This is a genomic window from Kribbella sp. NBC_00359 (assembly GCF_036097425.1).
Classification (GTDB): Bacteria; Actinomycetota; Actinomycetes; order Propionibacteriales; family Kribbellaceae; genus Kribbella.
In genome coordinates, this window is record NZ_CP107975.1 from 4,717,939 (window position 1) to 4,743,351 (window position 25,413).

Annotated in this window: 23 protein-coding genes; 9 read left to right on the forward strand and 14 right to left on the reverse strand. The window is 68.6% G+C overall.

What is annotated here, in order from left to right; all coding sequences use genetic code 11:
- Positions 1–5: 5 nt before the first annotated feature.
- Entirely contained in the window at positions 6–383 is a 378-nt protein-coding gene (locus tag OG876_RS23235; RefSeq protein WP_328518716.1) for a hypothetical protein, read from the reverse strand.
- Between the two features lie 84 nt (positions 384–467).
- Positions 468–1,394, reverse strand: a complete 927-nt coding sequence (locus OG876_RS23240) for an alpha/beta hydrolase family protein (protein ID WP_328518717.1) — start codon at positions 1,392–1,394, stop codon at positions 468–470.
- Between the two features lie 55 nt (positions 1,395–1,449).
- On the opposite strand from OG876_RS23240, the gene OG876_RS23245 reads away from it, so the two are divergent.
- Together OG876_RS23245 and OG876_RS23250 are read left to right on the forward strand one after the other, a co-directional pair.
- Positions 1,450–1,989, forward strand: a complete 540-nt coding sequence (locus OG876_RS23245; RefSeq protein WP_328518718.1) for a helix-turn-helix domain-containing protein — start codon at positions 1,450–1,452, stop codon at positions 1,987–1,989.
- A 64-nt stretch (positions 1,990–2,053) separates the two neighbouring features.
- Positions 2,054–2,353 carry a hypothetical protein gene (locus tag OG876_RS23250; protein ID WP_328518719.1) on the forward strand — a complete coding sequence of 100 codons (300 nt, stop codon included), beginning with the start codon at positions 2,054–2,056 and terminating at the stop codon, positions 2,351–2,353.
- A gap of 14 nt (positions 2,354–2,367) precedes the next feature.
- Here the strand turns inward: OG876_RS23250 and OG876_RS23255 are convergent, their stop codons facing one another.
- From OG876_RS23255 to OG876_RS23285, 7 genes are all read right to left on the reverse strand, one after another.
- A complete protein-coding gene (locus OG876_RS23255; protein WP_328518720.1) occupies positions 2,368–3,099 on the reverse strand; it encodes a poly-gamma-glutamate hydrolase family protein in 732 nt (243 codons plus the stop codon).
- A gap of 176 nt (positions 3,100–3,275) precedes the next feature.
- A complete protein-coding gene (locus OG876_RS23260) occupies positions 3,276–4,214 on the reverse strand; it encodes a sugar kinase (protein WP_328518721.1) in 939 nt (312 codons plus the stop codon).
- Positions 4,215–4,467: 253 nt separating this feature from the next.
- Positions 4,468–5,088: a bifunctional 4-hydroxy-2-oxoglutarate aldolase/2-dehydro-3-deoxy-phosphogluconate aldolase gene (locus OG876_RS23265; RefSeq protein ID WP_328518722.1), complete on the reverse strand. Its 621-nt coding sequence runs from the start codon at positions 5,086–5,088 to the stop codon at positions 4,468–4,470.
- Between the two features lie 9 nt (positions 5,089–5,097).
- A complete protein-coding gene (locus OG876_RS23270) occupies positions 5,098–5,913 on the reverse strand; it encodes a hypothetical protein (protein WP_328518723.1) in 816 nt (271 codons plus the stop codon).
- Entirely contained in the window at positions 5,907–7,052 is a 1,146-nt protein-coding gene (dgoD, locus tag OG876_RS23275; RefSeq protein ID WP_328518724.1) for a galactonate dehydratase, read from the reverse strand. Before dgoD ends, OG876_RS23270 begins: the two co-directional genes overlap by 7 nt.
- Positions 7,049–7,786 (reverse strand): FadR/GntR family transcriptional regulator, encoded by a 738-nt coding sequence (locus OG876_RS23280; protein ID WP_328518725.1) that lies wholly within the window; start codon positions 7,784–7,786, stop codon positions 7,049–7,051. The genes dgoD and OG876_RS23280 overlap by 4 nt, the downstream gene beginning before the upstream one ends.
- On the reverse strand, positions 7,783–8,520 hold the full coding sequence (locus OG876_RS23285; RefSeq protein WP_328518726.1) for an SDR family NAD(P)-dependent oxidoreductase: 738 nt from the start codon (positions 8,518–8,520) through the stop codon (positions 7,783–7,785). Before OG876_RS23285 ends, OG876_RS23280 begins: the two co-directional genes overlap by 4 nt.
- A 203-nt stretch (positions 8,521–8,723) precedes the next feature.
- Between OG876_RS23285 and OG876_RS23290 the strand changes: the two genes are divergently transcribed.
- Genes OG876_RS23290 through OG876_RS23310 form a run of 5 tightly spaced genes read left to right on the forward strand, consistent with a single transcriptional unit; the run spans position 8,724 to position 15,847 of the window.
- Positions 8,724–10,007 carry an ABC transporter substrate-binding protein gene (locus OG876_RS23290; RefSeq protein ID WP_328518727.1) on the forward strand — a complete coding sequence of 428 codons (1,284 nt, stop codon included), beginning with the start codon at positions 8,724–8,726 and terminating at the stop codon, positions 10,005–10,007.
- Complete coding sequence (locus tag OG876_RS23295; RefSeq protein ID WP_328518728.1) at positions 10,004–10,954, forward strand: carbohydrate ABC transporter permease; 951 nt, start codon at positions 10,004–10,006, stop codon at positions 10,952–10,954. The genes OG876_RS23290 and OG876_RS23295 overlap by 4 nt, the downstream gene beginning before the upstream one ends.
- A complete protein-coding gene (locus tag OG876_RS23300; protein WP_328518729.1) occupies positions 10,951–11,772 on the forward strand; it encodes a carbohydrate ABC transporter permease in 822 nt (273 codons plus the stop codon). The genes OG876_RS23295 and OG876_RS23300 overlap by 4 nt, the downstream gene beginning before the upstream one ends.
- A complete protein-coding gene (locus OG876_RS23305) occupies positions 11,769–13,754 on the forward strand; it encodes an alpha-galactosidase (RefSeq protein WP_328518730.1) in 1,986 nt (661 codons plus the stop codon). Before OG876_RS23300 ends, OG876_RS23305 begins: the two co-directional genes overlap by 4 nt.
- 32 nt (positions 13,755–13,786) lie before the next feature.
- A complete protein-coding gene (locus OG876_RS23310) occupies positions 13,787–15,847 on the forward strand; it encodes an NPCBM/NEW2 domain-containing protein (protein ID WP_328518731.1) in 2,061 nt (686 codons plus the stop codon).
- A 46-nt stretch (positions 15,848–15,893) separates the two neighbouring features.
- On the opposite strand, the gene OG876_RS23315 is transcribed toward OG876_RS23310, so the two are convergent.
- On the reverse strand, positions 15,894–17,489 hold the full coding sequence (locus OG876_RS23315) for a beta-N-acetylhexosaminidase (RefSeq protein WP_328518732.1): 1,596 nt from the start codon (positions 17,487–17,489) through the stop codon (positions 15,894–15,896).
- A 153-nt stretch (positions 17,490–17,642) separates the two neighbouring features.
- On the opposite strand from OG876_RS23315, the gene OG876_RS23320 reads away from it, so the two are divergent.
- Together OG876_RS23320 and OG876_RS23325 are read left to right on the forward strand one after the other, a co-directional pair.
- Positions 17,643–19,457: a bifunctional metallophosphatase/5'-nucleotidase gene (locus OG876_RS23320; protein WP_328518733.1), complete on the forward strand. Its 1,815-nt coding sequence runs from the start codon at positions 17,643–17,645 to the stop codon at positions 19,455–19,457.
- Between the two features lie 17 nt (positions 19,458–19,474).
- Positions 19,475–21,031, forward strand: a complete 1,557-nt coding sequence (locus tag OG876_RS23325; protein ID WP_328518734.1) for an alpha/beta fold hydrolase — start codon at positions 19,475–19,477, stop codon at positions 21,029–21,031.
- On the opposite strand, the gene OG876_RS23330 is transcribed toward OG876_RS23325, so the two are convergent.
- From OG876_RS23330 to OG876_RS23345, 4 genes are all read right to left on the reverse strand, one after another.
- Entirely contained in the window at positions 21,032–21,601 is a 570-nt protein-coding gene (locus OG876_RS23330) for an OsmC family protein (protein WP_328518735.1), read from the reverse strand.
- Between the two features lie 24 nt (positions 21,602–21,625).
- Positions 21,626–22,795, reverse strand: a complete 1,170-nt coding sequence (locus OG876_RS23335; protein ID WP_328518736.1) for an NAD(P)/FAD-dependent oxidoreductase — start codon at positions 22,793–22,795, stop codon at positions 21,626–21,628.
- A 110-nt stretch (positions 22,796–22,905) separates the two neighbouring features.
- Positions 22,906–24,306 carry a GH1 family beta-glucosidase gene (locus OG876_RS23340; RefSeq protein WP_328518737.1) on the reverse strand — a complete coding sequence of 467 codons (1,401 nt, stop codon included), beginning with the start codon at positions 24,304–24,306 and terminating at the stop codon, positions 22,906–22,908.
- Between the two features lie 11 nt (positions 24,307–24,317).
- Positions 24,318–25,334, reverse strand: coding sequence for an ABC transporter ATP-binding protein (locus OG876_RS23345; RefSeq protein WP_328518738.1), 1,017 nt, complete (start codon positions 25,332–25,334; stop codon positions 24,318–24,320).
- Positions 25,335–25,413: the final 79 nt, after the last annotated feature.

The window sequence follows — 25,413 nt, forward strand, 5'->3', positions numbered from 1 at the left end:
GCCCGTCAGGCGAAGAAGATCTGTGCGATGCCTGAGAGCAGGTTCAGCGCGATCATGCCGAGCGCGATCGCCGCGCCGGCGACGGCCGGCGCATGGCCGCGGTGATTGCCCCGCCGCATCGCCTGACGCCCGTAGCGGACCGCGAGAATCCCCGGCACCGAGAAGACGATCAGTGCCGGACCGGCCGCTGCGGCCGCGATCCAGACCGGAACGATCAGCTCGCTGGAGTAGCCGTACCAGGACAGCAACGCCTGACCGACCACGAACGCGACCACGAAGCTGAGCGGATAGAACGCCAACGACAGCCACGCGCACACGACAGACCCGTCGGTCTTCTTCCCCACCTGCGATTTCGGTGCTCGCACCGTGAACCGTCCGGACATCGCACACCCCCACCCTCAGCGTGCGCCCTACTAGGCGTCGCCGACGAGTGCCAATCGGCCCTCTGGCCCAGGGCGTTGGGCCTGTCAGCTCCTGGTTGTTCGAAGCATCCACGTGGTGATGATGGTGAGGGCTTCGGGGCCGACGTGCTGCGCGGTTACGTAGTCGGCGGGCGTGGAGGGCCCGGTGCCCGGGAAGAACAGGTGGTTGTCGGCTTCGAGGACTCTGATGGCTGCGTCGGGAAGGCCGTCCCGCCAGGCGGGTAGATCGTCGGCGACAGTGACCTGGTAGTCGCGGCCGCCCTGGAGGATGAGGATCGGTACGTCGACCTTCGCCGCGATGGCGACGGGGTCGTAGTCGCGGAGCTCGAGCCAGAACGAGGCCGGCATGCCGAAGGGAAGGTCCGTCGACGGTGTGTTGGGTGAGAGATCGGGGCCGTCCACCACCGCGGCCTGGCGCTTGAACTGCTCGACAACCTCAACCGGAACTGCTTCCGGGCTGGTCGTCGCGAGGTAGCTCATCACGCGTACGGCGGCGTGCTGCATGGGCTGGGTGTCCCCGGCCATGATGATCAGCCCTGCGACCGACGGCTCCTCGGCCGCGATCTTCGGCGCGACCTTGCCGCCCATGCTGTGACCGATCAGAAACACGTGATGGATGTACTCGCGCAGTTCGTGGACGGCGGCGATCGCATGCGGCACGTAGTCCGCCGTCATCTTGAAGCCGGGCTCGGTCATCAGCGCGGGCCGGGCAAAGCTGACCTTGTCGAACCGCAGGACGGTGACACCCGAGCTCGCCAGCCCCCACGCCAGATCCTTGAGCGGCTTGTTGGGGCCGCTGGTCTCGTCGCGGTCGAAGGGACCGCCGCCACTCAGCAGCACGACGCCGATTCCGTTGGGACGTTCGGGGAGCGTGACTGTCCCCGGCACCGCACGCCCGCCGGCATTCAACACTGTCTCTTGCTCGGTGAAGCGGGTGGGGTCGGCGTACGGCGGGTGGGTCCACTCGGTCATCGACATACCTTTCTCATGATTTGAGAAAGGTAGCATGACGTGAGATTGTTGCGCCATGGGTCCGTTGGAGCTGCTCGGGCATCCGGTCCGGCTGCGTGTCGTGCATGCGCTGCGGGGTGGGCGGGAGCTGACGACGCGCGAGCTCGGTGAGCGGTTCGCCGATGTCTCGAAGGCGACGTTGTACCGGCACGTCGAGCTCTTGGCCGATGGCGGGATCCTCGAGGTCGCGGAGGAGCGGCGGGTGCGCGGTGCGGTTGAGCGGCGCTTCCGGCTGCGGCAGGGGCGGGCCTCGATCAGTGCTGAGCAGTTGGAGCAGTTGACGGTTGACGATCATCGGCGGGGGTTCGCTGCCGCGATGGCTGCGCTGGTGGCCGAGTTCAACGCGTATCTCGATGACGAAGATGCCGATCCGCTCGCGGATCTCGTCGGCTATCGGCAGCACGGGGTCTGGCTGAGTCGCGACGAGTTGCTCCAGCTGATCGAGGGGATGCGTACGGCGATCCTGCCGGTGCTGGCCAACGAGGCGACGCCCGACCGGAAGCGGTATCTGCTCAGTCCGATCCTGTTCCCGGTCGAAGATCCAGAGGACAGCTGAGCTGTCACATCTCCTGGCCCGGCGACGTCAATTCGACGTACCCACGAAGGACAAGGAGAAGCTGATGCAGTCGACCGTTGCGGTTGTGCGGGTTCACACGTACGTCGTGGAGCCCAAGAATCTGGCCGAGTTCCTCACCCGCCGAACTGCCGTGATCGACCTGATCCGCGCGGCTCACCCGGGCCTCGTCGCCACCCGGCTCATCCGGCTCGAGGACGGCAGCTATACCGATCTGTGGTCCTGGGAGTCGATGCCGGCGATGGCCGCGGCGTTCCCGCTGGCTCAGAGCCCCGAGGCAGCCGCGGCCTGGTCGCTCACGTCGAACTCCTCAGCCAGCACCGGCGAGCTCATTACCGACCACTGACACCGGCGCCGGGGTCACGCGATTGGCTGGGTGGCTTCCAGGTCGGCTATGGCGGCGCGGGTTGCGGTGGTGAAGGTCCAGAAGAGGCGGCGGGTGGTGTTCTTGCGGTCTTCGCGGGTGTTGATGCGGAACATCGCGCGACGCAACGGGTTGGTGAGTTCGAGTTGGGCGCCGGCTGCGAGCAGGGTGCGGTTGGCGATGTTGGTGGGTTCGTCGCCGTTGAGGTCGCGGATCGCGGCCGCGTCGATCGCGTAGATATCCGCCGCGGTCAGCCTGGTGAGCAGGTGGGCCTTGAAGGTGGGGTTGCGGCCGCCGACGAGGACGGCTCGGGTGTCGTCGGGTAGTCCGGCGTCAGACGTCGTACAGCCGTGGAGGCCGACCGCGTTGAGTGACCCGGCGGCCAGGGCGCGGGCGACGTGGTCGTCGCAGCCGGTCGAGGTGACGTGGAGTTCGGCGTTGCCGGAGGCGCGCAGGCCCTCGAACATCCAGTAGTCGTGGAGCGGGCCGTCCGCCGGGGTCGGGGTGAGGTCGGCAGGGTGGTAGCCCGCGATCGCCAGGCAGAGTTCCGACGTACCGGATTCGATGCCGCCACCGTGGGGCGCCAGGATCACCGTGCGCTGGACGCCGACCCGCCCGGCGAGGTCGTCGTCGAACCACTCATGTCGCCGGAACCGCCGCGAGTAGTCGACCCCTTCGGTCAGCTCGGGGTCGACGTACAGCTCGGTGTTGGATGCGAAGCTCGGCACGCTCATCTCCCTCCGATCCACCCACTCTGATCCCAGCGACGCGGATGGGGTAGGCCTGGGGCGTTTCGGCGTACCTAAGGACAGGAGGTAGTGCGGATCCGGGCGAAGTGCCGACCCGCTTCACGCTCAGCCGGCGCTCTACGTAGACGACTACGTCCTGTTCCCAGGTACGGCGGTCAGCGGAGGGCGGTGCCGTGGGTGTGGGAGAGGAGGTGGAGGTCGTCGCGCGTGGGGAGGGATTCCCAGTCGCCGAAGGCGGTGACGCAGAAGGCGCCGGAGGTGGTGGCGCGGTCCAGGCGGGCTTCGGGGGAGAGGTTGTCGAGGCTCGCGGACAGGTAGCCGGACACGAAGGCGTCGCCGGCGCCGATGCTGTCGACGACGGTGACGGGGAGGGCGGGGCGGTGGATGGTGCCGTCGGACGAGTGGGCCCAGGCGCCCTTGCCGCCGGCGGTGACGATGACGTGGTCGACGGTGGTGTGGGCCAGGAGGTCGGCGACCGCGTCAGGGGCGTCGGTGAGGAGGTCGAGTTCGTCGTCGGAGGCGAAGACGGTGTGCGCGTATGGGAGGAGTTCGCGGATCGCGGTCGCTGCGTCGGAGCGGGACCAGAGGCGGGCGCGGTAGTTGACGTCGAGGGAGACCTGGACGCCTGCGACCGAAGCTGTGCGTACGGCGGCCAGCGTGGCGGCGCGCGTGGTGTCGGAGAGGGCGGGGGTGATGCCGGTGACGTGGAGCAGGCGGGGTTGGGTTGCGTCGATCGCGGCGATGGACTCGTCGGGGGTGAGTGTCGAGCCGGCCGAACCTCGGCGGTGGTAGCTGACGCGGGTGATGTCGTGCGACGGCTGGTCGAAGGCGATGAACCCGGTGAACGAGTCGTCGGAGAACCGCAGGTAGCTCGTGTCGACCCCCTCGGCACGCAGGGTCCGCTGGATCAGGTGACCGGGCTCATCGTTGCCTACAGCACCTACCCACGTGGCCTGATGCCCGAGCCGCGACAGCCCGATCGCCACGTTGGTCTCCGAGCCGGCGATCGACAGGTGAGCGTCCCCGCCGAGCCGCATCGGGCGCGCGGTCCGCACAGAAACCATCGTCTCGCCGAGCGTGAGGAGATCGGTCATCTCAGAACTCCGTGGTGACGAGGCGGCCTGCCGGCCGCCGAGATACAGGTGGGTGGAGCAGTGGGCGGTGGGTGGTGCGGGAAGTGCGTGGTGCTGGTCCGGGTGGTGCGGGCGGTGCGTGCTGGCGGTGCGGGTGGTGGGCGGTGCGGGTGGTGCGGGGTGCGGGTGGTCGGTGCGTGCTGGCGGTGCGGGGTGGGGGTTGTGGGGAACGAGGGTGGTGGGTGGTGAGTGCGGGGTGGGGGCTGTTGGTGGGTTAGAGGCCGAGGGTGGTGCGGAAGGTGGCGGCGCGGGTGGTCAGTTCGGAGAGTGATCCGCCGGTGCCGGCGTCGCCGAGGAGGGGTGAGCCTACGCCGACGGCCAGCGCTCCGGCAGCCATGTACTCAGGGGCACTTGCGGCGTCGACTCCGCCGACCGCGATGAGCGGCGCGTCGGGGAGGGGAGCGCGAAGCTCGCGGAAGTAGCCGGGGCCGTAGACCTTGGCGGGGAAGATCTTCACCGCTGTGGCGCCCAGGTCTAGGGCGGCGACGACCTCGGTGGGGGTGAGGGCGCCGCAGAGGAGGGGCAGGCCGAGTTCGACGCTGCGGTGCGCGCCGCGAGTGATGGCGGGGGTGACGACGAAGCCGGCGCGGGCTGCCGCGACGTCGTCGGCCTGCGCGGCGGTGATGACGGTGCCGGCGCCGATCAGGATGCTCGGGTCGTATTCGGCGCGCGCCTTGGCGATCGCATCCACCGCACCGGGCGTGGTCAGCGAGATTTCAAGCGCGGTGATCCCGGCGTCGATGAGGGTGCGGACACACGCCAGCGCGGTGTCGGGTCCGTCGGCGCGGATGATGGCGAGCATCTTGCGGTCGCGCAGTTCGGCAAGCAGATCCATGGCTCCAACCTATTTGATCGACACTGGCCTGGCGGACACGGTCAACCGCCAAGCCAGCTCACCGCTCGCGGGCACCACCGCGGCGTCCTCCGGTCCCGCGGCAGCCAGGTCGAACGCGCGCCCCAGCATCGGCTCCACCCCGAGACTCCGGTACGGCGTCTCGGCCGGGAAGCCGGCCTGGTTGCGCCACAACGCGGTCGACACTGGTTGCCCGGGGCAACTCAAGGTCAGCGTGAGCTCGGCACCGCGGTCGCGGACGGAGACTGACGGGCAGTCGACCAGAACGGCGCCGACGGCGGTCCCGTCGGACGGGCCGTAGACGGTCAGGTCAAGCGGTGTCGGCCACTCGGCCGTGACCCAAGGAGCCTGGTCGGGCCAAGCGGGCAAGAGCAGTGCAGCCTCGGGGTAGAGGCGGCACTCGGTCCCGGCGGGTGCTGTGATGACGGCGCCGGCAGCGCAGTCCAGCAATGCATGAGCGGCCCAGATGAAGCGATAGCCCGGCGGTGCCTGCAGGCTGTAGTCGGCGGTGACGGTGTCAGGGCCGGAGGTGAATGCCCGCGTCAAGATGGCGTCGCCATAGGTGACCGTGCCTTGCCAGGGCTGGTTCCACAGGCCGCCGTGGTCGGGGGTGCCGCGAACAGTCGGGAAGCATTCGTCGAGACCGCCGGCGTCGACGAAGGTGGCGAGACCGGCGCGAGGGCCGGAGAGCAGACCCGGACCGGACCAGAGCCATTCACGGCCGGCCAGGTGCAGTGACGTCCAGCGGCCGCCGTCGGTCGGGTCGATCGCCACCTGTCGGCCGGCGGCGGCTTGTTCGGTCACCATTCGGCGAAGGAGCCGTCTTCGTGGGTCCAGACCGGGTTGCGCCAGGCGTGCCCGGTTCTGTCGGCAGCGCGGACCGCCGTCTCGTCGATGGAGATTCCCAAGCCGGGCAAGGGATTCCACTCGGCGTGGCCGTTGACCCAGGTGAAGGGCGTCGGGTCGACCAGGTAGGACGTCAGGTCGCTCGACTCGTTGTAGTGGATGCCGCGGCTCTGTTCCTGGATCAGGAAGTTCGGCGTCGCGAACGACACCTGCAGGCTCGCGGCAAGCGAGACCGGCCCGAGCGGACAGTGCGGCGCCAGCATCGCGCCATGAGTGTCCGCCAGCACCGCGATCCGCCGGAGCTCGGAGATCCCGCCGGCATGGGACACATCGGGCTGGACGACCGCGACACCAGCGTTCAGCGGCGCGACGAACTCCGCGCGATGGTAGAGCCGCTCGCCCAGCGCGACCGGGACCGTCGACGTGCTGACGACCTCGGCCAGGTGGGTCATGTGCTCCGGCAGCACCGGCTCCTCGACGAAGAACGGCTGCAGGTCCTCGACGGCGTGCAGGATCCGGCGCGCGCCGGCGACGCCGACGCGGCCGTGCAGGTCGATCGCCACGTCGCGATGGTCGCCGATGGCCTCCCGGGCAGCCGCCAGCCGAGTCACGATGTCGTTGATCTCGGCAACGGATGGCGACGGCTGGATCCGGCCGCTGCCGTTCATCTTCACCGCGGTCATCCCGGCGGCGACCTGTTCGGCGACCGCGTCACCGATGGCGGCCGGCTCGTCGCCGCCGACCCACGCGTACACCCGGACCCGATCGCGCACCCGTCCACCGAGCAGTGCCGCGACGGGAGCGCCGTACACCTTGCCGGCGATGTCCCACAGCGCGTGGTCGAGTCCGGCGACCGCGCTGCTCAGCACGGGGCCGCCGCGGTAGAAGCCGCCCTTGGTCAGCGTCTGCCAGTGCCGCTCGATCTGCAGCGGGTCCTGGCCGATCAGGTACTCCGACAACGTGTCGATCGCGGTCCGGACGACCTCGGCCCGTCCCTCCACCACGGGTTCGCCCCAGCCGACGACGCCGTCACTCGTCTCGACGCGGCAGAACAGCCAGCGTGGCGGGACCAGGAATGTCTCGATCCGCTCGATCTTCACCGGCGCCGCCGTCCACGCGAGGACCCGCGAACCTCGGTGAGGTCCTCGGCCGCCTTCGCCAGCAGCTTCCGCATCGCTTCCTCGGCGGCGACCGGGTCGTGCGCCCGGATGGCGTCCAGCACGCGCCGGTGACTCGGCACCGGGTCGTCGGACGGCTTCACCTTGTGCACCAGGCGGTCCCGATCGGCCAGGCCGGTCTCCATGATCACTTCCATCTTGGTCAGTAGCTCGTTCCCCGTTGCCGCCAGCAATGCCCGGTGGAAGGCAAGGTCCGCGGCGACGGCGGCACGGTCGTCCGTGGCCGACTCCATCGACGCCATCGCGATGTCCAACGCCTCCAGATGCGACTCCTCGGCCCGCAGCGCGGCCAGCCGGGCCGCGGCCGGTTCGACGATCCCACGCACCTCGTGCAGTTCCTCGAGCAGTTCCGGGCGTACGTCGTCGTCGAAGTGCCAGCGGATCATGTCCGCGTCCAGCAGGTTCCAGTCCGAGCGCGGCCGGACGAACGTGCCGCGCTTCTGCCGCGCGTCGACGAGCCCCTTCGCGGTCAGTACCTTCAACGCCTCCCGGACCGCGGTCAGGCTGACGCCGAGGTCGGCCTGCAGATCGGGCACGTTGATGGTCGCGCCCTCCGGGATCTGCCCGGACAGGATGCGCTGCGCCATCACCTCGACGATCTGCCCGTGCAGTCCCCGCGTGCCGCGTTGGATCCCCGTCACACCGTTCTCCCTCATGCCGAGTCCTTCGCCGCGGACCATCCGCCGTCGACCACCAGGCTGGCCGCCGTCACGTACGACGCTTCCGCCGACAGCAGGAACGCCACCGCCTGAGCCACCTCGTCCGGCTGCCCGAGCCGCCCGATCGCCGTCGCCCGTGCACTCTGCTCCCGGCCCTCGGCGTCGACCCGATCCCACATCGCGGTCTCGATCGGACCCGGAAGCACGGTGTTCACCCGGATCGAGCCGCCGTACTCGACGGCCAGTTGGCGGCCGAGGGCGACCAGAGCGCCTTTGGTCGCCGCGTACGCCGGATGTCCGGGCAGACCGGCGAGCGCGTGCACCGACGACATCAGTACGACGGACCCCGCGCCGGCCGCCAGGTCGTCGTACAAGGCCTGGAACCCGAGGAACGCGGCGGTCAGGTTGACGTCGAGCTGCCGTTGCCAGGACTGATGCGGCAGCTCGTGGGCCGGCTTCACGTCGGCGAAGCCCGCGTTGCTGACGAGTCCGTCGATCGGGCCGAGCTCGTCGCGACCGCGTGATCGCACCTCTGCCCAGGTGTCCGGCGCCGACACATCACCCAGCACGACGATCGCCCGGCCCGGCACCTCCTTGCACGGCTGGACGTCGACCTGCACCACGGACGCGCCCTCGGCGAGACAGCGCTCTACACAGGCCGCGCCGATTCCCGACGCCGCCCCGGTCACCACGATCACCCGCCCACCCAGCCGCACCCGAGCCTCCTCCACAGCCACTCCCACCCAAGCACGCAGGGCGGCGCATTCCAACGATGAACGAGGCACCAGTTGACCGTGCGGCCGCTGTCTCGTCAAGCGATTTGTCGTAATTTACGAATTAATATTGACACCTGCGATCGTCCGCCGCAAGATCGTCGGCAACACACCACTCACTCGACTGGCACGCTGGTCGAGCAGATGTCAGGAGTTTGGGCATGACGGGTCTGGCAGCAGATCGGCGGACTTTCCTCAAGGGACTCGGACTGCTCGGGGCAGCGGCCCTGGTGCCGGGGTGCGCTACCTCGACGAAGAGTCCGGGCAGTGGCAGCGCGGCGACCGGTGAGCTCTCGCTGCAGTCGAACCTCTCCAGCGAGCAGGCCAAGGCCGCGATGGAGAAGCTCGTTGCCGCATACAACAAAACCGGCGGTTCCCAGGTCAAGCTGAACACGGTCGCGTCGGAGATCTTCCGAACTCAGCTGCCGACGTACCTGACCTCGGCCAACCCGCCGGACGTCTACACCTGGTACGCCGGCTCGGTCGCGGACTCGTACGCGAAGAAGGACCTGCTGCTCGACGTCTCGAGCGTGTGGGACAGCATGGGCAACTACCCGAAGTCGATGCAGACGCTGTCCACCAGCAGCGCCGGCCAGAAGATCTTCGTGCCGACCAGCTACTACTGGTGGGGCATGTTCTACCGGAAGTCGAACTTCGCCAAGTGGGGCGTGACGCCGCCGAAGACCTGGGCCGAGTTCCTCCAGGTCTGCAAGACGATCCAGGGCAAGGGCATCCCGCCGATCGGCATCGGTCTCGGCGACACCCCGTGGGTCGCGTCCGCGTGGTTCGACTACCTGAACATCCGGATCAACGGCGCGCCGTTCCACCGGCAACTGCTGGCCGGCGAGGGCGACTTCACCGACCCGAAGGTCAAGGCGGTCTTCACCAAGTGGCGCGAGGCGCTGCCGTACTTCGACCCGAAGGGTAAGTCGTTCCCGTTCCAGGAGGCGACGTCGGCGCTGTTGGCCGGCAAGACCGGGATGTTCCTGATCGGCACGTTCTTTGCCGACTCGGCGCCGAAGGACGCGCTGGACGACATCGACTTCTTCCAGTTCCCGATCATCGATCCCGCCGTACCGGTGGCCGAGGAGGCGCCGACGGACGGGTACTTCGCGTCGAAGAAGGCGAAGGACCCGGACGGCGTGAAGAAGTTCATGGCCTGGCTGGCGACGCCGGAGGCGCAGGAGATCTACGTGCAGAGCTCTTCTGGTACGGCGATTCCGGCGAACCCCGACGGGAAGTCGGCCGACACCCCGCTGGTGAACAAGGGCAAGGCGATGATCGAGAGCGCGGCGGAGCTGACCCAGTTCTTCAACCGCGACTCCAGCGACGCCCTGCAGCCGACCGCCGACGCCGCCCTGACCAAGTTCCTCGACAAGCCGGATCAGATCGACCAGATCCTGAAGGACTGGCAAGCAGCGGCCCAGAAGGTCTTCAAAGCGTGACATCCACAGTGACAGAGACGGCTCCCGACCGGTCCAGGCAACGGACCGGCGGGAGTGCGTCCCGCCGTACCAAGCGATCCGGACCACGGCGTCTGTCGCCGTTGATCCTGGCGTTCGTGCTGGTGCCGTTCGTCATCGAAGCGATCTGGGTGTTCTGGCCGGCGTTGCAGGGGTTCTGGTTGTCGTTGACGAGCTGGGACGGGTTGTCGGCGCCCCGGTTCGTTGGATTCGGCAACTTTGGTGACATGGTGTCGGATCCGATCTTCCGGACCGCATTGAAGAACACGGCGATCTGGCTGGTGCTCTTCGGTGGGTTGAGTGTGATCGGCGGCTTCGGGATGGCGCTGCTGTTACAGCGGGAGCGCCGCGGCGTCGGCATCTACCGGGCCGCGCTGTTCACCCCAGTCGTGTTCTCGCTGGTCGTCACCGCGCTGATCTGGCGGGTGTTCTACCAGCCGGACGGCCTGGTCGACACCGTGCTGCGGACCGTTGGCCTGGGCAACTTCATCCGGCCGTGGCTCGCCGATCCCGACACTGCGTTGTACGCCGTGATCGTGCCGGCGCTGTGGCGTCAGATCGGGTACGTGATGGTGCTGTACCTGGCCGGACTGAAGGCAGTCGACCCCGCGTTGTACGAGGCCGCGAAGGTGGACGGCGCGTCGGCGTGGCAGCGAACGAGGTTCGTCACGATCCCACAGCTCAAGGGCGTGAACTCCGTTGTGCTATCGGTGATCGTGATCGACTCCCTGCGCTCCTTCGACATCGTCTGGTCGATGACGAGGGGCGGTCCGTATCACTCGTCCGAGCTGCTGAGCACCTACATGTACTCGACCGCGTTCCAATCCACCCAGCTGGGCTACGCGTCCGCGCTGGCCGTGGTGATCTTCGTACTCGCACTGGCCGTGATCCTCGGCTACCTGATCCGCGCCTTCCGGGAGGAGACATGAACCGCCTGCGGACGTCGGGCTACCACGTCGCGATGGGGCTCGTCTCGTTCCTGTGGATCGCGCCGATCCTCTGGGTGATCGTGATCTCGTTCCGCAGCTTCGACGATGTCGCGGCGAACGGGCTGGGATCGCTCCCGCATTCGTTCACGTTCTCGACGTACAAGTCGGCGTGGGAGGACGCGGACGAGTTCCGGGCCCTGATCAACAGTCTGCTGGTGACGATTCCGGCGGTGATCCTCAGTCTGGGGCTGGCGTCGATCGCGGCGTACGGACTGGCGCGCTACAGCATCCCGTTCCGGCGGACGATCCTGTTGCTGATGTTGATGGGGAACCTGCTGCCGCCGCAGATCCTGCTGATCCCGATCTCGCGGTTCGTGGAGTTGATCGGGTACTACGACACGCTGATCGCGCTGATCGCCGTACATGTCGGGTTCGGGCTCGGGTTCTACACCTTCGTGCTGCACGGGTTCATGCGGGACCTGCCGCGGGAGATCCAGGAGGCGGCGACGATCGACGGGGCCGGACCGGGGAAGATCTACGCGAGCGTGATCCTCCCGCTGACCCGGCCCGCTCTCGCTGCCCTCGGCGCTTTGTCCTTCACGTGGATCTTCAACGATCTGCTGTGGTCGATCACGGTGATCCGCTCCGGCGAGAAGATGCCTGTCACGCCGGCGTTGCTCGGCCTCCAAGGCCTGTTCGTCTCGTCCTGGAACGTGATCGCCGCCGGCACCGTCATCGCGGCCGTCCCCACGGTCGCCGTCTTCCTCCGCTTCCAGAAACACTTCGTCGGCGGGCTGGCGATCGGGGCGGTCAAGTGAAGACCTGGGCGTTGCGCGGTGACACCACGTCGTACGTCGTCGGCGTCCCGGATCACGGCCAGTGGGCCCAGTTGGTTGCCTGGGGCCCCCACGCGGTAGCCGAAGGCCCGTCGGTAGTAGCCCCGGTCGGCACCGAGCACTTCCTGCCACGGGCCGACGTGGAGCCGCTGGAGTACGCCGTCCGCGGCGTTCGCTACGCAGCTCCCGTCGACCTGGTGGTCAGCGGCCCTGACGGCTCCGACGAGTTCCGCCCGCAGTTCGCCGGTGCCCGTGAAAGGGACGACGAGCTGCAACTGGAGTTCGTGGATGTGATCCGGCTCGTGCTGCATTACCGGATGGCCGGTGATGTGGTGGAGCGGTGGGTCGCCGTGCACAACGACGGGACCGACCAGCTCACGCTGCATCGGCATGACTCCGCCGGCTTCGTGGTGCCGACCGGGACGACGGTGAAGTACCTGTGGGGTGAATGGAACAGCGAGTTCCAGCAAGCCGAGGTGACCCTGGAGCGCGGACGATTCACGATCGGGAGTGCGCAGGGGATCACCGGGCACTCGTACTCACCGTTCCTCGCGGTCGACGGCCCGACGGCGTACGGAGTACAACTGGCGTGGTCCGGGTCATGGGAGATGAGCGCGGACGTGGACACGACCGGGCTGCTGCGGATCCAGGCTGGTCGGGTTTCGTCGAGTGTGGGGATCAGGCTGGCGCCTGGCGAGACCTGGGTGTCGCCGAAGGCGGTGGGCGCGTGTAGCGCGGAGGGGACCGATGGGCTCGCGCGCGTTTTCCACGACTACGAGCGGTCGCTGTCGCGGGGGCTCACGCCGAAGGTGCTCTACAACTCGTGGTTCGCGACCGAGTTCGACATCCGCGCCGAACATCAGCTCGAGCTGGCGCGGCGTGCCGCGAGCATCGGGGTCGAGACGTTCGTGGTGGACGACGGGTGGTTCGTCGGGCGATCGGATGACACCGGCGGGCTCGGGGACTGGGACGTCGACCCGGCCAAGTTCCCGGATGGGCTGGACACCTTCATCGGGCAACTGAAGGAGATCGGGCTCGACTTCGGGTTGTGGGTGGAGCCGGAGTCGGTGAGTCCGACGTCCGAGCTGGCCGCGAAGCACCCTGAATGGATCTTGCGCACTCCCGGCCGCGATCCCGTCCTCATCCGCAACCAGCTCCTCCTCGATCTCAGCCGTGACGACGTCGCCGACTTCATCTGGACCACGCTCGACCGGCTGCTGTCGTCGTACCGGATCTCGTACCTGAAGTGGGACGCCAACCGGCCGCGGCTCGACGCCGGCGACCAGCGGCGTGATCTCGACGGACGCGTCGTCGCGAACCTGTACGCGATCCTCGACCGGCTCCGGGCCGAGCATCCGGACGTGTACGTCGAGGGCTGCGCCGGCGGCGGCGCCCGCGTCGACCTCGGGATGGCCGCCCGGGTCGATACGCTCTGGCCGAGCGACAACACGGCCCCGCTGGATCGGCTCAGGATCCAGCAGGGGTTCCGGACCGGTTTCGCGCCCCATCTGATGAGTTCGTGGGTGACCGATGCCGTCGGCACCCATGACGGCCGCGAACGGTCCCTCGACTTCCGCTTCCACGTCGCGATGGCCGGCGTACTCGGCATCGGCGCCGACCTGTCGCGCTGGAGCGACGAGCAGCTCGCGACCGCCGCGCGGCACATCGAGCAGTACCAGGGCATCCGCGATCTGGTTGCCGATAGCAAGGTCTACGGACTGTCGGCCGGCGTCCAGTACGTCGGTACGACGCGATCCGTGGTGTTCCTGTGGGAGACGGGTGACGGCAACGTGCGCGGGACGTTGCCGACCAGGCCGCAACGCGTGCCGCTCGTCCAGCTCGATCCCGCGAAGAACTACCGGGTGGGGGACGAGGTCCACCCGGGCAGCTATCTGCTGCAGGTCGGCGTCCGCTGGGACGGCTCGACCGACTCGAACTGCCTGGTCGTCGAAGCACTCGACTGACCGCTCCGCTCAACGGCAGCAAAGGACAACAGATGAAGCGACTACTCGGCGGGGTGATCGCGGCGGTCCTGGTGACCGCTTCGCTCGCGACCGCCACCACCTCAGCCACGGCAGCCCCTGCCGCGACGCCCGTGCTCAGCCCGACGCCGTACATGGGCTGGAACACGTACTACGGTCTCGGCGGCGACTTCACCGGGGACACGATCAAGTCGGTCGCCGACTCGCTGGTGAGTCGCGGACTGGCGAAGGCCGGCTACGACATCGTCTGGCTGGACGGCGGCTGGCAGGCCGACCAGTCGCGCAGCGACGCCGGCGACCTGCAGCCCAACCCGGCCAAGTTCCCGGACGGGCTCAAGCCGGTCGTGGACTACATCCACAGCAAGGGTCTGAAGGCCGGCATCTACACCGACGCCGGTCCGTACATCCCGGGCAGGTGCGGTCTGGGCAGCGGCGGCTACTACCAGCGCGACGCCGACCAGTTCGCCGCGTGGGGCTTCGACGCGGTCAAGGTCGACTATCTGTGCGGTATCGCGGCCAACCTGGACCCGAAGACCGTGTTCACCGAGTTCGCGCACGCACTCCGCAACAACGCGAGCCACCGGCCGATGATCTTCAACCTGTGCAACCCGGTCACCTCGCCCGACTGGGGCAACTACCCGGAGTCGCAGCAGTCGATCAACTCCTGGACCTACGCGCCGGACATCGCGCAGTCGTGGCGGACCTACACCGACGTCGGCTTCCAGGGCGACATCAAGTTCAAGGACGTACTGCGGAACTACGACGCGAACGCGCGGCACCCCGAGGTGGTCAAGCCGGGTGCGTTCAGCGACCCGGACTACCTGGCGCCCGAGCTCGGGATGACCGACGAGGAGTTTCGCACCCAGTTCACGCTGTGGGCCGTCGCGGCGGCACCGCTCGTGGTCGGCAGCGACATCCGCAAGCTCAGTGCGACGACGATCGGCATGCTGACCGATCCCGACGTACTCGCGATCAACCAGGACCGGGCCGCGGTTCAGGCTGTCCGGGTCGGTGCCGCGGGGACGACGGAGACCTGGGTGAAGCGGCTCGCCGACGGCAGCCGTGCCGTCGTGCTGCTGAACCGTGGCGACAGCGCGAAGACGCTCACCACGACCGCGGCCGCGGTCGGTCTGAGCGGACCACGGTTCACTCTGAAGAACGCGTGGACCGACAAGGTGACCGAGAGCGCCGGCGTGATCAGCGCGGCGGTCCCAGCGCACGGTACGGCGCTCTTCCGGGTGCAGCCCGCGCGTGGTGTGCCGGGGATCCCGCACGTCACCGCCGGGATTCCGCAGGTGACGAAGGTCGGAACCGACGCTCAGCCTGACGGCGTCGCGCCGGTCGTCGCCGGTGGCGACGAGCTGACCGTTCAGGTTGCCGTCCGCAACGACGGACTGCTGCCGGTGCTCCAGCCGGCCGTGACGCTTGCCGGTGGCATCGGGTGGACTGTCAAGCCGTTGTCCAAGGCCCCGGATCTTCTGGCCGGTGGCAAGCAGGCGACCTTCGGGTTCACCGTGACGCTCCCGGCCGGGGCCCCGCCCGGATCCGCGAGCCTCACCGCGTCGACGTCGTACCAGGCGATCGGGTACGGCGTGCAGCGGCAGACGACCGTGTCACCGGTCGTGGTCGCCCCCGCGCCGCCGGCCGGGACCGTCCCGCTCTCGCATCACGAGTGGATCAGCGCGACCAGCGGCTGGATGTCTCCGACCGTGGACGAGAGCGTCGGCGGCGGCAACCCGATCAAGCTCGTCGGGCAGACGTACCCGACCGGCATTGGCGTCGCGTCGCCGTCGCTCATCCGCTACTACCTCGGGAAGTCGTGCTCGCGGCTGACCGGGACCGTCGGGATCGACGATGTGGTGAGCAACGTCGGGCCGGAAGGCGGGACCTCGACGTTCCAGGTCGTCGGTGACGGCAAGGTGCTGTACGACAGCGGTGTCGTCGACCGGTTCACTCCGAAGCAGGTCGATGTGGATCTGACCGGCGTACGCGTCCTCGACCTCGTCGTCGGTGACGCCGGCGACGGCGGCTACAACGACCGTGCGGACTGGGCAGCCCCGACTGCCACCTGCTGAGTGCTGAGGAGGGGCAGGCCGGCGAGCGGTCTGCCCCTCATCAGTGTTAGGTCCAGTCGATCTCGACCGACTTGAACCAGGTCCATTCGCGGTTGCGCCAGGTGGGGGACTGGTGGGACAGGCGGGTGGCGTAATCCGGCCAGTCGGTGGGGTTTGCGGACCAGGCCTTCTCGGCGGCACCGGGGAGGCGGGGGAGCAGCATGAACTCCAGGTCTTCTTGGCTGGTGATGGTTTCGCACCAGATGGCGGCTTCTACGCCGGCGATCTGGGTGTCGGAAGTGACTTCCGGGGTGACCTCGAGCGGGTCCCAGTCGATGCCGCCGCGGATCGACACCGGCCTGTAGAAGGGGAGACCGACGCGCTGTCGCAGCTCTTCCTGGGCGGGATCGGAGGACGGCTCCGCGTGCGGGCAGTCGAAGTAGAGGCGACTCGTGGGCGACATGATCAGGCGGGATCCGTGGGCGATCGCCCGCGGCACATCCTGCGCAGCTTTCTTCATGTGCTCGACCAGCACCGGCAACAGGTCCGCCGGCACCATCGAGCTGGCGTCACCGTCGAGCGACTCGAGCTGGCGCGGCTCCAGCCAGTACTGCACGACCTCGTCGGAGCTGATGGCAGCGCGGGCGATCTCCTGCCACCCCACCACCCGCTTCCCGCGCTCGCGAACGAGCGCGGCGGCCCGCTCCACGAACGCCGCGTGCGCCTCGTCCGGCATCCCCCACGCCTCGTCCCCACCGATGTGCACATACGCGCTCTGCGGGAACTGCGGGATGACCGCATCCAGCACATCCTCGACGAACGCCCAGATCTCCGGCCGCTCCGGTTCGAAGGTATTGAGCGGGATGCTGGTTCCATCGCCGAGATCGACCGACCGGAGCTCGGCCGGCGCCAGCTCGGGGTACGCGCTGAACACCGCGGTCGTGTGCCCGGGCATATCGATCTCCGGGACCACCGTCACGAACCGCTCGGCGGCGTACGCAACCAGCTCCGCCAGCTCGTCCCGCGTGTAGTAGCCGCCCGCCCGGTCGCCGACCGCGCCCTTCGCACCGACCTCGGTCAGCATCGGTCGCGACGGCACCTCGACCCGCCACCCCTGGTCGTCGGTGAGGTGAAGGTGCAGCACGTTGAGCTTGTACAGCGAGAGCATGTCGATGACCCGGCGAACCTCGTCGGGTGCGTGGAACGTGCGTACGACGTCCAGCGACAACCCGCGCCACGCAAACCGGGGGCCGTCGATGATGCGGGTGGCCGGCAGAACCGCCGTACCGTCCTGTGCGTACGCAGCGATGAGCTGCCGGAGCGTGGTCAGCCCGCGATGCACGCCCTCCGCCGTGGCACCCCAGACGCGTACGCCGTCGCCGGCGACCTCGAGCCCGTAGCGTTCGTCGGCGTTCTCGTTGCCGTCGGCCCGCAGACCAGCGACGGGCGCGACCTCCTCGAGGCCGGCCGTGTCGATCATGACTGTGATACCGGACTTGCCGGCCAGCGTGAGTCCGGCGTCGGCCCGGACGTCGTCGACGAAGCGTGCGGCCACCTCGATGAGCTCGGCCGACTCCGCGACGACGGCGACATCGTCGCGGACGACGAAGGTCCCGTCCGGAGTGGTTTCGGTCGCGGGTGCAGGGATTACGGGAAGGGTCATGAGGAGAGTTTGCGGCAGCGGAGCGCATCGGGGTACCGCCCGGCGGATTCTTTCTGACTTTGCCGACGCGCCGTTTGATAGTGACATCTCGCTCAGTGTCGGGCACTCTCATCCTGTTGAGAACTGCTTGTTTGGACAGCTGAGGAGACAATTGTGCGCAAAGTACGCCGCCCCCGCGCCCTCGCCGCCGGTCTCGCGGCCCTACTGACAGCCACCCTGGCCCCAGCGGCCGGCCTGGCCCCCGCGGTCGCCCAGGCCGCCGACCCGTCGCAGCCGGACAGTGCGGCCGCAACCACCTCGGTGCCGGTGCAGCTCGTGTCGATCACCGACTTCCACGGATACCTGCGGCCGCCGTCGCCGGCCGACGGCGGGACCATCGCCGGGCCCGACGGAACCACGCAGGTCGTCGGCGGAGCGGCGTACCTGGCGACCCATCTGAAGGACATCCGGGCCGGTCACCAGAACTCGATCTTCTTCGCGGACGGGGACAACTTCTCCGGCTGGCCGTTCGAGGTCGACGCGCACGCGGACGAGCCGACGATCGAGGTGCTGAACGCGCTCGGGGTCGAGTTCTCCAGCGTCGGCAACCACGAGCTGGACGTGTCGAAGAGCTTCCTGGTCGACCACATGACCAAGGGCAGGTGCTTCGGCACGGTCGGCGTGGACAGCTGCTTCACCGACTCGACCGGCCGCCGGTTCCACGGGGCGGACTTCGAGTTCCAGTCGGCCAACATCGTCGACGCCACGGGCCGCACGATCGTCGCGCCGTACACGATCCGCTGGGTCCGCGATCACGGTCGCGCGTACCCGATCGGCTTCATCGGGATGACTGTCCCGGACACGCCGGTCGGCTCCACGTCGTACCAGCCGGACCTGAAGGCGCTCGACCCGGTCGAGTCGGCGAACCGCGCCGCCGCCGAGCTGACCAAGCGGGGCGTGAAGGCGATCGTGCTGAACATGCACGACGGTGGCACCGACGCGTCGGCGACGTACGACAACTGCATCAACCCGAGTGGTCCCGCGATCGACCTGGCCCGCAAGGTGACGCCGCAGATCGACGCGATCGTCACCGGGCACTGGCACGCCGCGTTCAACTGCAGCATCCCGGACCCGGACGGCAACCCGCGCCCGGTGGTCGAGGCCGCCAACCACGGCCGGCTGATCAACGAGATCAACCTGCAGCTCGACGGCCGGACCGGTGAGGTACTGCGCGACCGGACCACGTCGACCAACCACGCCGTCACCCGCGACGTCACGCCGGACCCGAAGATCCAGCAGATCGTCGACTACTGGGCGGCTGCCGGCGACCGCAAGTACGCCGAGCCGGTCGCGACGATCACCGGTGATTTCACCCGGACCGCCAATGCGGTTGGTGAAAGCACGCTGGCCGACCTGGCCGCCGACGTACACCTGTGGACCGCCCGGCAGAACGGGCCTGCGGACCTCGGCCTGATCGCGGCCAAGCCCGCCGCCGGATCCACGGCACTGCGCGGCGACCTTCTGGTTGCCAACAGCAACAAGCCGGGCGACGCCGACGGACGCGTCATGCTCGGCGAGTCGTGGGACGCGTACGGCTACGGCAACCCGGTGCTGACCGTGAGCCTTACCGGCGCCCAATTGGACGCCGTTCTCGAGCAGCAGTGGCAGACGCAGACGAACGGAACGGTGAAGTTCGCACCCCTCGCCTTGTCCGGCAATGTCACCTACGCCCTCGATGCGAGCCGCCCGGTCGGCGACCGCATCGATCCCGCCGACGTGAAGATCGAAGGCACCGCACTCGACCCGGCCAAGATCTACCGCGTCGCCGCCCTCGCCTACACAGTGATCGGCGCCGACGGCTACTCGGCCTTCAAGGCCTACACCGACCCGGTCCGCAACACCACCGACCATGAGACGTTCGCGGCGTACCTGAAGGCCCACAAGACCGTGACGCCGGCACCGCTCGACCGGGTGACGCAGAAGGGCTGACCCGTCATAGTCGATGTGTGGTGCTCGCGTTCGGCGGCGATCTGGAGTTCGACCCGGCCCTGTTCGAGGTGCGGCGGGGTGGTGTTCGGGTGCCGTTGGAGCCCCAGGCGTTCGATGTGCTGGCCTATCTCGTCTCGCACCGTGATCGGGTGGTTCCCAAAGAGGAACTGATGGACGGGGTCTGGGGCGGCCGTTTCGTCAGCGAGACGGCCGTCACCAGCCGGATCAAGCAGGTCCGGCGGGCGCTCGGCGACGATGGCCACAGTCAGCGGATGATCCGGACCCAGCACGGCCGGGGCTACCGGTTCGTCGCGCCGGTCGAGGCGCGGGCGGTGCCCCGGGCCACCGAGCCGATCCGCTACACCGTCAGCGACGGGCTCCACATCGCCTACCAGGTGACCGGTGGCGGTCCGCTCGACATCGTTTTGATTTCGGGGTTCGTGTCCCACCTCGAGCTGGACTGGGGCGACCCGCGCCACGCGCACTTCCTGCATCGGCTGGGGTCGTTCGGCCGGTTGATCCGGTTCGACAAGCGCGGCACCGGGATGTCGGACCGGCCCTCCGGCCTGCCGGATGTCGAGACGCGGATGCACGACGTCCTGTCCGTGATGGATGCCGTCGGCTCTCAGCGGGCAGTGCTCGTCGGCTACTCCGAGGGTGGGCCGATGGCGATCCTGTGCGCCGCGGCCCACCCCGAACGCGTCGCCGGGCTGGTGCTGTACGGGACGTACGCCAAGCGAGTCCGGTCGGAGGACTATCCCTGTGCGCGGAGGCAGGAAGATTGGGCCGCCTACACCGAGGAGCTCGTCACCCACTGGGACTGGGAGGCGGACATGCGGATGCGCTGCCCGTCCGCGGACGAGGCGATGCAGCGCTGGTGGGGCCAGCGCATGCGGGCCTCGGCGACGCCGTCGACGATACGGGCGCTGCTGGACATGAACGCACTCGCGGACGTCCGGGACGCGCTGCCCGCTGTCCGGGTCCCGACCCTGGTCTTCCACCGGCTCGGGGACGCGCTCGTCGATCCCGACGGCGCTCGGTACCTCGCCGAGCGGATTCCCGGCGCCCGGCTGGAGTTCATCGAGGGCCAGGACCATTTCGTCGCCGGCGATCCCGATCAGCTCCTCGACGTGATCGAGCCGTTCCTGCGCGACCTGCCCGAACCCGAACCTCGCCCGTCGGCCCTCGCCGCGGTGGCTGCACCGGCCGGGCCAGGAGCCGACGAGGTCGCGGACGACCTGGTGGCGGCGGGCGGTCGCCGGTGCTCGGGCCCGGATGACCGGATCGTGGTGCTGTTCGACGGTCCGGCGACAGCGGTGCGGGCCGGACTCGCCCGGCCACACGGAACGGCCAGGCTCGGTGTGGCCATCGCGGAGGTGCCGCGAGACGAGACCGAGCTCGACGCGTACGGCGTACTGACCGCGATCGCACTCGCCGACCGGGCGGCGCCCGGAGCGTTGTGGCTGACGTCGGCGGTGCGCGACCTGCTCGCCGGCTCCGGTGTCGTGACCGAGTACGCCGGCGAGCACGTGATCGGTGGCGTCGATCCGCAGGCAGTGTTCCAGGCGCTGTGATCAGGCGGTCGCGACGTCGATCGACACCGGCACGCCGTGCGTGATCACGTCGTACACGGCCGAGCGGTTCATGGACTGCTCGACCAGGGCCTTCAGCTTCTCCGCCTCGGCATCGCCCTTGACGTGGAAGACGACCCGGATCGCTTCGTACCCGTTGCGGACATCCGGGTCGAGGCCGAGGATGCCGAGCAGGTTGATGTCGCCCTCGACCGTGGACGTGACCTCCTCGAGGTCGATCCCCCGGGCGGCGGCGATGTTCGCGAGACCACTGGTGAGGCAGGCGGCCAGTGCGTGCAGCAGGTGCTCGGCCGGTGTCGGGCCGTTGTCATTTCCGACGAGCACCGGCGGGTGGTCGGCGTCGAAGGTGAAGTCCGCCGGACGCGTGTTCTCCTGGCCCGCGCCGTAGAACGCGTTGATCGTGCCGCGGTTGTGCGTGCCGCTGATCCACCGGTTGGTGGCGCGGAACTGGAACCGGGCGATCTCGGGCTGGGCCCTGACGGCGTCGATGGTGGCGAACAGAGTCTCGGTGTCCACACCGTTGCGAGGTTGAGCTGTCGTGGTGTCGGTCATGGTCCTGTTCCTTTCACTGGGTGTTCAGGCGGCCAGGCGAGCCGTGGGGCCGGGAAATCCGGCGAGCTGCTCGGCCTCGCGCTCAAGTGCGTCGCTCAGCTGGAGCTGAAGTTCGACGAAGCGCGCCGGTGGTGGAAAGGCGGTCAGCGCACGAGTCAGGTCGAAGACCTCACGCGCCATCGCGTCCCGGCTTTCCTGGTACGACGTCATCGCGGCCTGCTCGCCGGCCGGGTCCCGGAGGCTCCGGTCGATCGCGGTGGCCAGCAGTTCCGCGTCCCGGAACGCGTCGGTGATGCCGTGACCGGTGATCGGGTCCCGGTGGTATCCGGCGTCGCCGACGAGCGCCCATCCCGGGCCATGCGCCTGGCGACGGTAGTTCGGCAGATTCGCCGTGCCGCGCAGCCGGGCGGTGATGCGGCCGGCGCGTACTCGACGGCCGAGGTCGGGTACCAGCAGTTCCAGCTGTTCGACGAAGGCGGCGGTACGCCCGGTGCCCGCGGTCCGGATCGGTTCCAGCAGCGGTGTCGGGCGGATCAGCCACACACACGCTTCGCCGTCGTTGGTCGGGAAGACACCGGCGAACGCATCCGGTGCGATGTGGAACTCATAGGTGTCCGGGCGGAGACCGATCACGTACGTGTAGAAGACCGCACACGGTGACGTGAACCGCTCGACTATTTCGGCACCGAGGTAACCGGCCATGCGTGACCCGCGGCCGTCCGCGCCGACGACCATCCGGGCAGGCAGTTCAACGTGGTCGCCCGTCGCAGTACGGCCCGCGATTCCGCTGACCCTTCCGTTGTCCGACCGCAGCACCCCGGTCGCGGTCACACCTGTCCGTAGCCGGGCGCCCGCTTCCTGCGCCGCGTCGGCGAGCAGGCCGTCGAGCACCCGGCGTCGTGGCGCGACCAGCAGGTCCACGCCGGCGCGCTGCTTGATCCGCCGTACCTTCGGCTCGCCCTCGATGTCGAACAGAACCTGCGTGATCGCCGGCGCGCCGCTGTCCAGGACGCGATCGAGCAGACCCCAGCGGGACAGTTGGACGACGCCGCCACGGATGAGTCCGTGCGTCGACAGCGTGTCGCTCGGCAGTCGCGTCTTGTCGACCATGAGGACGTCGTGGCCCATCCCCGCCAGCAACCTCGCGGTCGCCGCCCCGGCACACCGTGCCCCGACCACCACGACGTCGTACATCTCGCCCCCATCTCAGTTCCGATGGGACGACTCTGCCGCCGCTCTGCCGTCGGAAGCTTGGAGACCAGGTGGAGGATCCGATCACCACGAATCCTCCACATTCGGTTCGGCTAGCTGTTGTGCTGTCCGCTCCGGTACTGGTCGGCGAGGTTCTTGAGGTAGGCGGCGCTGGCCTTCGGGGTTCGGGTTTGGGTGTCGTAGTCGATGCGGACGATGCCGAAGCGTTTGACGTAGCCGTAGGCCCATTCGAAGTTGTCCATCAGGGACCAGGCCAGGTAGCCGCGGATGTCGGCGCCCTGGCGGATGGCTTCGGCCACGGCGGCGAGGTGGGAGGCGAAGTAGGCGGTGCGGCCGGTGTCGTCGACGAAACCGGTGGCGTCGGGCACGTCCTCGAAGGCGGAGCCGTTCTCGGTGATGACCATCGGGAGGCCCGGGTAGTCGCGGGCGATGCCGACGAGGAGGTCGGTGAAGCCTTCTGGGACGATCTCCCAGTCCATCGCCGTGCGGGGCTTGTCCAACGGGACCGTGCGGCTGATCGGCAGCCCGTCTGCGTCCACCGTGCTGCCGTCCTCGGCGTAGCCGGTGAACTTCTGGCTGAAGTAGTAGTTCACCCCGAGTACGTCGATCGGCGCCGAGATGATGTCCAGATCGCCGTCGAGAACCGGGAGTTCGACACCTTCGCGGGCCAGGTCGGCGACCACATCGGCGGGGTAGCGGCCGAAGACGAGCGGGTCGAGGTAGATCCGCCGTCCCAACCCGTCCGCACGTCGCGCCGCCTCGACATCCGGCTCAGCATCCGAAGCCGGGTACGCCGTCGCCACGTTCAGCGTGATCCCGATGTCGAGCTTCCGCGGCGACGCCTCCCGCATCCGCTCAGTCGCCAACCCGTGACCGAGCAGCAGGTGATGAACGGCTGCCAGGGCCGCCGGGTACTCGCGCCGCCCGGGCGCATGAGCGCCGTACGCGTAGCCGAGCATCGCCGAGCACCACGGCTCGTTCAGTGTGGTCCAGGTGTCGACCCGATCCTTCAGCGCGTCGAACACCATCATCGAGTAGTCCGCGAACCGGTACGCCGTGTCGCGCACCGGCCAGCCGCCTGCGTCCTCGAGCTCCTGCGGCAGATCCCAGTGGTACAGCGTCACCCACGGATCGATGCCCTGGGCAAGCAGCTCGTCGACGAGCCGGTCGTAGAACGCGATCCCGGCCGGGTTCACCGGACCCCGGCCGCGCGGCTGCACCCGCGGCCACGCCACCGAGAACCGGTAGGTGTCGAACCCGAGGTCCTTGATCAGGGCAACATCGGCGGGCATCCGGTGGTAGTGGTCGCACGCGACATCCCCGGTGTCGCCGTTGTCGATCGCGCCCGGCACCCGGCAGTAGGTGTCCCAGATCGACGGCGTCCGGCCGTCGGCGTCGATGGCGCCCTCGATCTGGTACGCCGACGTCGCGACACCCCACCGGAATCCGGCCGGCAGCCCCGCAACGAGATTGGCGTCCTCCGAAACAGACATAGTACTCATTGTCACCCTTCAGAGAGATAGGCCGGAACCCGGCCGGGCAGCCAGCAGGCGACAGACCGGCTGGGATCGTTGCGCGCCGACGGGATCCCCAGCAGCGGGATCTCCACCGAGCAACGGTCGAACGCATGCGGGCAGCGTGGGTGGAACGAACATCCGGACGGCATCCCGCGCAGGTCGGGTGGCGAACCAGGGATCCCGGCCAGCTCCTTGCGGGCACCGCGCAGGGCCGGGAAGGACTTGAGCAGCCCCTCGCTGTAAGGATGCAACGAGTCCTTGTACAGGTCCGCCGACCGCGCCTCCTCGACGATCCGGCCGCCGTACATGATCGCGATCCGGTCGGAGAACTCGACCAGCAGCGAGAGGTCGTGCGTGATGAACAGGACCGAGAACCCGAGCCGCTCGCGCAGCTCGACCAGCTGGGCCAGGATCTGCCGCTGCATGACCACGTCGAGCGCGGTGGTCGGCTCGTCCATGATGACGATCTGCGGTTCCAGGACGAGCGCCATGCCGATCATCACGCGCTGCCGCATGCCGCCGGACAGCTGATGTGGGTACGCGTCCATCCGGTCGGCGGAGATGCCGACGAGCTTGAGCATCTCCTTGGCCCGCGCGACCCGTCCCTGCGGACTCAACTGCGGCTCGTGCGCCCTGATCACGTCGAGCATCTGGGTCGACACCTTGTGCACCGGGTTCAGCGAGTTCATCGCGCCCTGGAACACGATCGACGTCTCGGCCCAGCGAAACTTCCGCAACTCCGGGTCCGTCAGCGCCATCACGTCGTACGCGTCGCCGCTCGGCGGGTGGTAGATCACCGAGCCTCCGCTGATCACGCCAGGTGGTGGCAGCAGTCGCGTCACGCCGTACGCCAGCGTCGACTTGCCGCTGCCGCTCTCGCCGGCCAGCCCGAGCACCTCGCCGCGATGCAGCGTCAGCGTGACGTCGCGGACCGCCTGCACGGCCTGATCGCCGAGGCCGTAGTCGACGTGGAAGTTCCTGATCTCCAGCACTGGCCTGGTCATGGGGCCTCCCGGCCTGGACTGAGGAGCGTAGGGAGCGTAGCGACTGAAGTGACGAGGGAAGGCCGGGAGTTCAAGCCCC

Excerpts from the sequence above, each read along its gene's own strand:
- OG876_RS23235 (WP_328518716.1), bottom strand. The coding sequence starts at position 383 with ATGTCCGGACGGTTCACGGTGCGAGCACCGAAATCGCAGGTGGGGAAG.
- OG876_RS23240 (WP_328518717.1), bottom strand. The coding sequence starts at position 1,394 with ATGACCGAGTGGACCCACCCGCCGTACGCCGACCCCACCCGCTTCACC.
- OG876_RS23245 (WP_328518718.1), top strand. The coding sequence starts at position 1,450 with ATGGGTCCGTTGGAGCTGCTCGGGCATCCGGTCCGGCTGCGTGTCGTG.
- OG876_RS23250 (WP_328518719.1), top strand. The coding sequence starts at position 2,054 with ATGCAGTCGACCGTTGCGGTTGTGCGGGTTCACACGTACGTCGTGGAG.
- OG876_RS23260 (WP_328518721.1), bottom strand. The coding sequence starts at position 4,214 with ATGACCGATCTCCTCACGCTCGGCGAGACGATGGTTTCTGTGCGGACC.
- OG876_RS23265 (WP_328518722.1), bottom strand. The coding sequence starts at position 5,088 with ATGGATCTGCTTGCCGAACTGCGCGACCGCAAGATGCTCGCCATCATC.
- OG876_RS23270 (WP_328518723.1), bottom strand. The coding sequence starts at position 5,913 with ATGGTGACCGAACAAGCCGCCGCCGGCCGACAGGTGGCGATCGACCCG.
- OG876_RS23280 (WP_328518725.1), bottom strand. The coding sequence starts at position 7,786 with ATGAGGGAGAACGGTGTGACGGGGATCCAACGCGGCACGCGGGGACTG.
- OG876_RS23290 (WP_328518727.1), top strand. The coding sequence starts at position 8,724 with ATGACGGGTCTGGCAGCAGATCGGCGGACTTTCCTCAAGGGACTCGGA.
- OG876_RS23300 (WP_328518729.1), top strand. The coding sequence starts at position 10,951 with ATGAACCGCCTGCGGACGTCGGGCTACCACGTCGCGATGGGGCTCGTC.
- OG876_RS23310 (WP_328518731.1), top strand. The coding sequence starts at position 13,787 with ATGAAGCGACTACTCGGCGGGGTGATCGCGGCGGTCCTGGTGACCGCT.
- OG876_RS23315 (WP_328518732.1), bottom strand. The coding sequence starts at position 17,489 with ATGACCCTTCCCGTAATCCCTGCACCCGCGACCGAAACCACTCCGGAC.
- OG876_RS23330 (WP_328518735.1), bottom strand. The coding sequence starts at position 21,601 with ATGACCGACACCACGACAGCTCAACCTCGCAACGGTGTGGACACCGAG.
- OG876_RS23335 (WP_328518736.1), bottom strand. The coding sequence starts at position 22,795 with ATGTACGACGTCGTGGTGGTCGGGGCACGGTGTGCCGGGGCGGCGACC.
- OG876_RS23340 (WP_328518737.1), bottom strand. The coding sequence starts at position 24,306 with ATGTCTGTTTCGGAGGACGCCAATCTCGTTGCGGGGCTGCCGGCCGGA.
- OG876_RS23345 (WP_328518738.1), bottom strand. The coding sequence starts at position 25,334 with ATGACCAGGCCAGTGCTGGAGATCAGGAACTTCCACGTCGACTACGGC.